The organism is Streptomyces sp. NPDC048185 (assembly GCF_043202495.1).
Lineage (GTDB): Bacteria > Actinomycetota > Actinomycetes > Streptomycetales > Streptomycetaceae > Streptomyces.
The window spans coordinates 271,037-279,668 of record NZ_JBIDAN010000001.1; the positions used below are offsets into that span (position 1 = coordinate 271,037).

Annotated in this window: 4 protein-coding genes; 1 reads left to right on the plus strand and 3 read right to left on the minus strand. The window is 71.5% G+C overall.

The genetic code is table 11. The features are described 5' to 3' along the window. Positions 1-24: 24 nt before the first annotated feature. From ACGF3H_RS01265 to ACGF3H_RS01275, 3 genes are all read right to left on the minus strand, one after another. The gene (locus ACGF3H_RS01265) at positions 25-1,488 is read right to left on the minus strand and encodes a glutamate synthase subunit beta (RefSeq protein WP_362494800.1); all 1,464 of its coding nucleotides are present in this window, start codon (positions 1,486-1,488) and stop codon (positions 25-27) included. Next, a complete protein-coding gene (gltB, locus tag ACGF3H_RS01270) occupies positions 1,481-6,082 on the minus strand; it encodes a glutamate synthase large subunit (RefSeq protein WP_362494798.1) in 4,602 nt (1,533 codons plus the stop codon). The genes ACGF3H_RS01265 and gltB overlap by 8 nt, the downstream gene beginning before the upstream one ends. 373 nt (positions 6,083-6,455) lie before the next feature. Next, entirely contained in the window at positions 6,456-7,187 is a 732-nt protein-coding gene (locus ACGF3H_RS01275; protein WP_362494795.1) for a VIT1/CCC1 transporter family protein, read from the minus strand. A 255-nt stretch (positions 7,188-7,442) separates the two neighbouring features. On the opposite strand from ACGF3H_RS01275, the gene ACGF3H_RS01280 reads away from it, so the two are divergent. Next, the coding region (locus tag ACGF3H_RS01280) for an ADP-ribosylglycohydrolase family protein (protein WP_393816444.1) at positions 7,443-8,632 on the plus strand (1,190 nt) is incomplete at its 3' end.

Below are 8,632 nucleotides of genomic sequence, written 5' to 3' on the forward strand. Positions count from 1 at the left end.
ACGACTGTGAGGTTGTTCCGGCCGTCAGACCGCCAGTGCGCGGTCCGTCGGGCGGATCGGGGCCGGCAGGTCGCTGGCTCCGGTCAGGAAGCGGTCCGCGCCGCGTGCGGCGGAGCGGCCCTCGGCGATCGCCCAGACGATGAGCGACTGGCCGCGGCCGGCGTCACCGGCGACGAACACACCCGGCACGTTGGTCTGGAAGTCGGCGTCCCGGGCGATGTTACCCCGTTCGTCGAGCTCCAGGCCGAACTGGTCGACCAGGCCGTTCTCCCGGTCGGTGCCGGTGAAGCCCATGGCGAGGGTGACCAGCTGGGCCGGGATCTTGCGCTCGGTGCCCGGCTTGGGGGTCAGCTTGCCCTCGACGAACTCGACCTCGCTCAGGTGCAGCCACTGGACGTTGCCGTCCTCGTCGCCCTCGAAGTGGGTCGTGGAGACGGCGTAGACCCGCTCGCCGCCCTCCTCGTGGGCGCTGGTGACCTTGTACAGCATGGGGAAGGTCGGCCACGGCTGCGCGACCGGGTTCCGCTCCTCGCCCGGCCGGGGCATGATCTCCAGCTGGGTGACGGAGGCCGCGCCCTGGCGGTGGGCGGTGCCCACGCAGTCGGCGCCGGTGTCGCCGCCGCCGATGACGACGACGTGCTTGCCCTCGGCGGAGATCGGCGGGGCGACGTAGTCGCCCTCCTGGACCTTGTTGGCGAGGGGCAGGTACTCCATCGCCTGGTGGATGCCGTTGAGCTCACGGCCCGGGACCGGCAGGTCGCGGGCGGTGGTGGCACCGGCGGCGATGACGACGGCGTCGTAGCGCTTCTTCAGGTCCGTCGCCTTGAGGTCGCGGCCGATCTCGACGCCGGTGCGGAAGCGGGTGCCCTCGGCGCGCATCTGCTCTATGCGGCGGTTGATGTGCCGCTTCTCCATCTTGAACTCGGGGATGCCGTACCGGAGGAGGCCTCCGATGCGGTCCGCGCGCTCGTAGACGGCGACGGTGTGGCCGGCCCGGGTCAGCTGCTGGGCGGCGGCCAGGCCCGCCGGGCCCGAGCCGATGACGGCGACGGTCTTGCCGGACAGGCGCTCCGGGATCTGCGGGGCGACGTCCCCGGTCTCCCACGCCTTGTCGATGATCGAGACCTCGACGTTCTTGATGGTGACCGGCGGCTGGTTGATGCCGAGCACGCACGCCGACTCGCAGGGGGCCGGGCACAGGCGGCCCGTGAACTCCGGGAAGTTGTTGGTGGCGTGCAGGCGCTCCTGCGCGGCCTGCCAGTCCTCGCGGTAGGCGTAGTCGTTCCACTCGGGGATGAGGTTCCCGAGGGGGCAGCCGTTGTGGCAGAACGGGATGCCGCAGTCCATGCACCGGCTGGCCTGCTTGCTGATGATCGGCAGCAGGGAGCCGGGGACGTAGACCTCGTTCCAGTCCTTGACGCGCTCCTCGACGGGCCGGGTCTTGGCGACCTCGCGCCCGTGGTTCAGGAAGCCCTTGGGATCAGCCATTGGTCGCCGCCTCCATCATCTTCTCGGTGATCTCGGTCTCGGAGAGACCGGCTCGCTCGGCGGCGTCCTTGGCGGCGAGCACTGCCTTGTACGTACGGGGAATGATCTTGCTGAAGCGCTCCGCGGCGGCCGGCCAGTCGGCGAGCAGCTTCTGGGCGACCGTGGATCCGGTCTCCTCGGCGTGGCGGCGCACCACGTCGTGCAGCCACTCCTTGTCCGTGTCCTCCAGCGCCTCGACCGCGTCGAGGTTTCCGGCGTTGACGTTGTCCCGGTCGAGGTCGACGACGTAGGCGACGCCGCCGGACATGCCGGCCGCGAAGTTGCGCCCGGTCTCGCCGAGGACGACCGCGTGGCCGCCGGTCATGTACTCGCAGCCGTGGTCGCCGACGCCCTCGGAGACGACGAGCGCGCCGGAGTTGCGGACGCAGAAGCGCTCGCCGACCTTGCCGCGCAGGAACATCTCGCCGCCGGTGGCGCCGTAGCCGATGGTGTTGCCGGCGATGGTGGAGTACTCGGCGAGGTGGTCGGCGCCCCGGTCGGGACGGACGATCACGCGGCCGCCGGAGAGGCCCTTGCCGACGTAGTCGTTGGCGTCGCCCTCCAGGCGCAGCGTGATGCCGCGCGGGACGAAGGCGCCGAAGGACTGGCCGGCGGAGCCGGTGAAGGTGATGTCGACGGTGTCGTCGGGCAGGCCCGCGCCGCCGAACTTCTTGGTGACCTCGTGGCCGAGCATGGTGCCGACCGTGCGGTTGATGTTGCGGATGGCGACCTGGCCGCGCACCGGAGCGGCGTCGGTGGCGTCCGTGGCGCCCAGCGCGTCCGAGGCGAGCTTGATCAGCTCGTTGTCGAGGGCCTTCTCCAGGCCGTGGTCCTGGCCGACGGCCTGGTGGCGCACGGCGCCCTCGGGCAGCTCGGGCACGTGGAAGAGCGGGGCCAGGTCCAGGCCCTGCGCCTTCCAGTGGTCCACGGCGCGGGTGACGTCGAGGGCCTCGGCGTGGCCGACGGCCTCCTCGATGGAGCGGAAGCCCAGCTCGGCGAGGATCTCGCGGACCTCTTCGGCGATGAACCTGAAGAAGTTCACGATGTACTCGGCCTTGCCGGAGAACCGGTCGCGCAGCACCGGGTTCTGGGTGGCGATGCCGACCGGGCAGGTGTCCAGGTGGCAGACGCGCATCATGACGCAGCCGGAGACGACGAGCGGCGCGGTCGCGAAACCGAACTCCTCGGCGCCGAGCAGCGCGGCGATGACGACGTCGCGGCCGGTCTTGAGCTGGCCGTCGGTCTGGACGACGATCCGGTCGCGCAGGCCGTTGAGCAGCAGGGTCTGCTGGGTCTCGGCGAGACCGAGCTCCCAGGGGCCGCCCGCGTGCTTGAGGGACGTGAGCGGGGAGGCGCCCGTGCCGCCGTCGTGGCCGGAGATGAGCACGACGTCCGCGTGCGCCTTGGACACGCCCGCCGCGACCGTGCCGACGCCGACCTCGGAGACCAGCTTGACGTGGATCCGCGCCTGCGGGTTCGCGTTCTTCAGGTCGTGGATCAGCTGGGCGAGGTCTTCGATGGAGTAGATGTCGTGGTGCGGCGGCGGGGAGATCAGGCCGACGCCGGGGGTGCTGTGCCGGGTCTTGGCGACCCAGGGGTACACCTTGTGGCCGGGCAGCTGGCCGCCCTCGCCGGGCTTGGCGCCCTGGGCCATCTTGATCTGGATGTCGTCGGCGTTGACCAGGTACTCGGAGGTGACGCCGAAGCGGCCGGAGGCCACCTGCTTGATCGACGACCGGCGGGCCGGGTCGTACAGGCGCTCCGGGTCCTCGCCGCCCTCGCCCGTGTTGGACTTGCCGCCGAGCTGGTTCATGGCGATGGCGAGCGTCTCGTGCGCCTCCTGGGAGATGGAGCCGTACGACATGGCGCCGGTGGAGAAGCGCTTGACGATCTCGGAGACCGGCTCGACCTCGTCGACCGAGATCGGCTGCCGGTCGGAGGTGAAGCCGAACAGGCCGCGCAGCGTCATCAGGCGCTCGGACTGCTCGTTCACGCGGTCGGTGTACTTCTTGAAGATGTCGTACCGGCCGGAGCGCGTGGAGTGCTGGAGGCGGAAGACCGTCTCCGGGTCGAACAGGTGCGGCTCGCCCTCGCGGCGCCACTGGTACTCGCCGCCGATCTCCAGCGCCCGGTGCGCGGGCGCGATGCCGCTGGCCGGGTAGGCCTTCGCGTGGCGGGCGGCGACCTCCTGGGCGACGACGTCGATGCCGACGCCGCCGATCTTGGTGGCGGTGCCGTTGAAGTACTTTTCCACGAAGCCCTCGTCGAGACCGACGGCCTCGAAGACCTGGGCGCCGCGGTAGGAGGCGACGGTGGAGATGCCCATCTTGGACATGACCTTGAGGACGCCCTTGCCGAGGGCGTAGATCAGGTTCCGGATGGCCTGCTCGGGCTCGCCGTCGTCGGTCTGCAGGAAGGTGCCGGCGCGGACCAGGTCCTCGACGGACTCCATCGCCAGGTACGGGTTGACGGCGGCGGCGCCGTAGCCGATGAGCAGGGCGACGTGGTGGACCTCGCGGACGTCACCGGCCTCGACGAGCAGGCCCACCTGGGTGCGCTGCTTGGTGCGGATGAGGTGGTGGTGGACGGCCGCGGTGAGCAGCAGCGACGGGATCGGGGCGTGCTCGGCGTCCGAGTGGCGGTCCGACAGGACGATCAGGCGGGCGCCGTTGTCGATGGCGGCGTCGGCCTCGGCGCAGATCTCCTCTATGCGCGCGGCCAGCGCGTCGCCGCCGCCGTGCACCCGGTACAGGCCGGAGAGGGTCGCGGCCTTGAAGCCGGGCATGTCGCCGTCGGCGTTGATGTGGATGAGCTTGGCCAGCTCGTCGTTGTCGATGACCGGGAAGGGCAGGGACACGCTGCGGCAGGAGGCGGCCGTCGGGTCCAGCAGGTTGCCCTGCGGGCCGAGCGAGCTGCGCAGGGAGGTGACCAGTTCCTCGCGGATCGCGTCCAGCGGCGGGTTGGTGACCTGGGCGAACAGCTGCGTGAAGTAGTCGAAGAGCAGCCGGGGGCGCTCGGACAGCGCGGCGATCGGCGAGTCGGTGCCCATGGAGCCGATCGGCTCGGCGCCGGCCTTGGCCATCGGCGCGAGGATGACGCGCAGCTCCTCCTCGGTGTACCCGAAGGTCTGCTGGCGGCGGGTGACCGAGGCGTGGGTGTGCACGATGTGCTCGCGCTCGGGCAGGTCGGACAGCTCGATCTCGCCGGCCTCGAGCCACTCGGCGTACGGCTTCTCCGCCGCGAGCCCGGACTTGATCTCGTCGTCCTCGATGATGCGGTGCTCGGCGGTGTCCACGAGGAACATGCGGCCGGGCTGGAGGCGGCCCTTGCGGACGACCTTCGCCGGGTCGATGTCGAGGACGCCGACCTCGGAGCCGAGGACGACGAGGCCGTCGTCGGTGACCCAGTAGCGGCCGGGGCGCAGGCCGTTGCGGTCGAGGACCGCGCCGACCTGGGTGCCGTCGGTGAAGGTGACGCAGGCGGGGCCGTCCCAGGGCTCCATCATCGTGGAGTGGTACTGGTAGAAGGCGCGCCGGGCCGGGTCCATGGAGTCGTGGTTCTCCCACGCCTCCGGGATCATCATCAGCACGGAGTGCGGCAGCGAGCGCCCGCCGAGGTGCAGCAGCTCCAGGACCTCGTCGAAGGAGGCGGAGTCCGAGGCGTCCGGCGTACAGATCGGGAAGAGCCGCTCCAGGTCCGAGGACGAGCCGAACACGTCGGAGACGAGCTGGGACTCGCGGGCGACCATCCAGTTGCGGTTGCCCTTGACCGTGTTGATCTCGCCGTTGTGCGCGACGAAGCGGTACGGGTGGGCGAGCGGCCACGACGGGAAGGTGTTCGTGGAGAACCGGGAGTGCACGAGCGCGATCGCGGAAGCGAAGCGGCGGTCGGACAGGTCCGGGAAGAAGGGCTCCAGCTGGCCGGTGGTCAGCATGCCCTTGTAGACGATGGTCCGCGCGGACAGCGACGGGAAGTAGACGCCCACCTCGCGCTCGGCGCGCTTGCGCAGCGCGAAGGCGCGGCGGTCGAGGGCGATGCCCTGCGAGGCGCCGTCGGTCACGAAGATCTGGCGGAAGGCCGGCATGGTCGAACGGGCGGTGGCGCCGAGCATCTGCGGGGCGACCGGGACCTCGCGCCAGCCGAGGACGGTGAGGCCCTCCTCGGCCGCGATCGTCTCGATCCGCGTGGCGGCGTCCTCGGTGCCGTCGACCGGCAGGAAGGCGATGCCGACGGCGTACCCCCCGGCCTCGGGCAGGTCGAACTCGGCCACCTCACGGAAGAAGGCGTCCGGCACCTGGGAGAGGATGCCCGCGCCGTCGCCCGAGTCGGGCTCGGAACCGGTGGCACCGCGGTGCTCCAGGTTGCGCAGCACGGTGAGGGCCTGGTCGACCAGGGTGTGGGACGCCTCGCCGGTGAGGGTGGCGACGAAACCGACACCGCAGGCGTCGTGTTCGTTGCGGGGGTCGTACATACCCTGCGCAGCAGGGCGAGCATCCATGAAGGACCAGTTCTGGCCATTCGCGGAATGCTGGGACGGCTGGCGCGGCGTACGCATCGGCTCTCCCGTCGTCGTCAGGTGGCATGTGGCAAGGTGCCGAGGGACGACGTTGGCCCTCTGCGTGAGTGCAAAATTTGATGCAGGTTACATGATGGAGTGGTTCTCGTTAACCGGGATAATCCGTTCCACCATGCGGACGACGCAGGGGTCTCGGCGGGGGTACCGGGTCCCAGCGGCGGAGGCTGTGGGGACCGAGGCGGACAGGTCGGTGTCCATCGGTCCGGGGGCGGAGGGGGCGCCGTCGCCCACTTCGCGCGTACACGGCAGGCATCGTTGCCCACAGCGCTTACGGCTCATGCCCGGTGGTCACGCACTCGAAACCAGTGAGTAACGACTACTTATGCGGTCCACCGCATAAGTTCGAGCCGGGCTATCCTACGGCCGTTCCGAAGAGGCTGCCCAGGGCGTACGTCACACCGGCCGCCGCACCACCGAGCGCGAGCTGACGCAGTCCGCTGTACCACCAGCTGCGCGCCGTCACCTTGGCCACCACCGCGCCGCACAGGAACAGACCGGCCAGCGCCAGCAGTACGGCGGGCCACAGCGCACTGGCGCCGAGCAGGAAGGGCAGGACGGGCAGCAGGGCACCCAGGGCGAACGAACCGAACGACGACACGGCCGCGACCAGCGGCGACGGCAGGTCACCGGGGTCGATGCCCAGCTCCTCGCGGGCGTGTATCTCCAGGGCCTGCTCGGGGTCGCGCGACAGCTGCCGGGCGACCTCGCGGGCGAGCTCCGGCTCGACGCCCCGCGCCTCGTAGAGGGCGGCCAGCTCGGCCTCCTCGTCCTTCGGGTGCTTCTTCAGCTCCCGGCGCTCCACGTCCAGCTCGGCCTCGACGAGTTCGCGCTGCGAGGCGACGGAGGTGTACTCGCCGGCGGCCATGGAGAAGGCGCCCGCGGCGAGGCCGGCGAGGCCGCTGAGCACGACGGTCTGCTGACCTGCCGCACCGCCGGCGACACCCGTCATCAGGGCGAGATTGGAGACCAGTCCGTCCATGGCGCCGAAGACGGCGGGTCGCAGCCAGCCGCCGTTGACGTCCCGGTGGGTGTGGTTGTCGCGGTGCGCCTCGTGCAGCGCCGCCTCGGTCTCGATGATGGCCATGGGTCCCCCAGCGATATTTTGGACGCGTTCTACTTTTCGACAACACCGAATGTACGTCGATAATTTCCGTCCTGCCAGCAAGGGAAGGCTGGGCTTACCTGCGCTTTTGCGCCCCGACGCTCATCCGTGATCATGCTCGCCCATATGTCGACCGGGTGATGCTGGGGTCCGTGAGGCTGCGCGCCGAGCCGCACCGGGGACAGTTCCGCAAAGGGCTGTGCGCCTCTTCGGGCGCCGCCTGAGAGGAGAGGCCGCATGGCATCCACCGCCTGCATTCCCTCGGTCCCCGCCCCGGGGGACGCCGCCGGGCTCCGCGAACGGGCGCGCGGCGCGCTGCTCGGTCTGGCCGTCGGGGACGCCCTCGGGGCGCCGGCCGAGAACATGAAGCCCTCCGAGATCCGCGCCCGCTGGGGCCGCATCACGGGATACGTGGCGGAGCGGCCGTCCGGCACGGACGACACGGAGTACGCCATCTTCTCGGGGCTGCTGCTGGCCCGGCACGGCTCCGACCTCACGGCGGCCCATGTGGAGGCGGCCTGGCACGAGTGGATCGCGGACCGGGAGGAGGGGCCGTTCCGGGGGGCGGGCTTCAGCGAGCGCGGCACCCTGGAGAACCTGCGCCGCGGGCTGGCCGCCCCCGTCTCCGCCCAGCACCGCCACGCCTGGAGCGACGGGCTGGCCATGCGAGCCGCGCCCCACGGCGTGTTCGCGGCCGGCCGTCCCGCCGAGGCGGCCCGGCTGGCGGCGGTCGACGGTTCGGTGAGCCACGACGGTGAGGGCATCTACGGCGGCCAGGCGGTGGCCGCGGGTGTCGCGGCGGCGATGACGGGGGCGCCGCCCGTCGCGGTGGTGGCCTCGGCCCTGGCCGTGGTCCCGGAGGACTCCTGGACGGCCCGCTGTCTGCGCCGCGCGCTGACGGCGGCCCACCTCGGCGAACGCGCGGTCCGCTCCGCGGTGGTCATCGGCGGCTATCCCTGGACGGACCTCGCCCCCGAGGCCGTCGCCCTCGCCTTCGGGGCGTTCGCGGCGGCCGACGGGGACTTCACGGACGCCGTGCTGACGGCCGTGAACATGGGCCGCGACGCCGACACCACGGCGGCGGTGGCCGGCGCCCTGGCCGGGGCGAGCCGGGGCGTCTCCGCCATCCCCGCCGAGTGGGCCTCGGCCATCGGCCCGGCCCGCGGCACCTGCCTGCCGGCCATGGCCGGCCACCACGTACTGGACATCGCGGACCTACTGGTACGCCCCACCACCGCCCGGCCCGCATGGGACGACACACCCGGTGGATCCCCACGAGGCGGCACCGCCGGTCGGCCCCCGGAAAACGGCATCGGCGGACGGCCCTCGGAAAGCGCCATCGACCACCCGCCCACGCCGGAAGACACCGCCCACCCGCCCACGGCACACGGCATCGACGATTCGCTCCCGCGAGGCGGCCCCGCCCG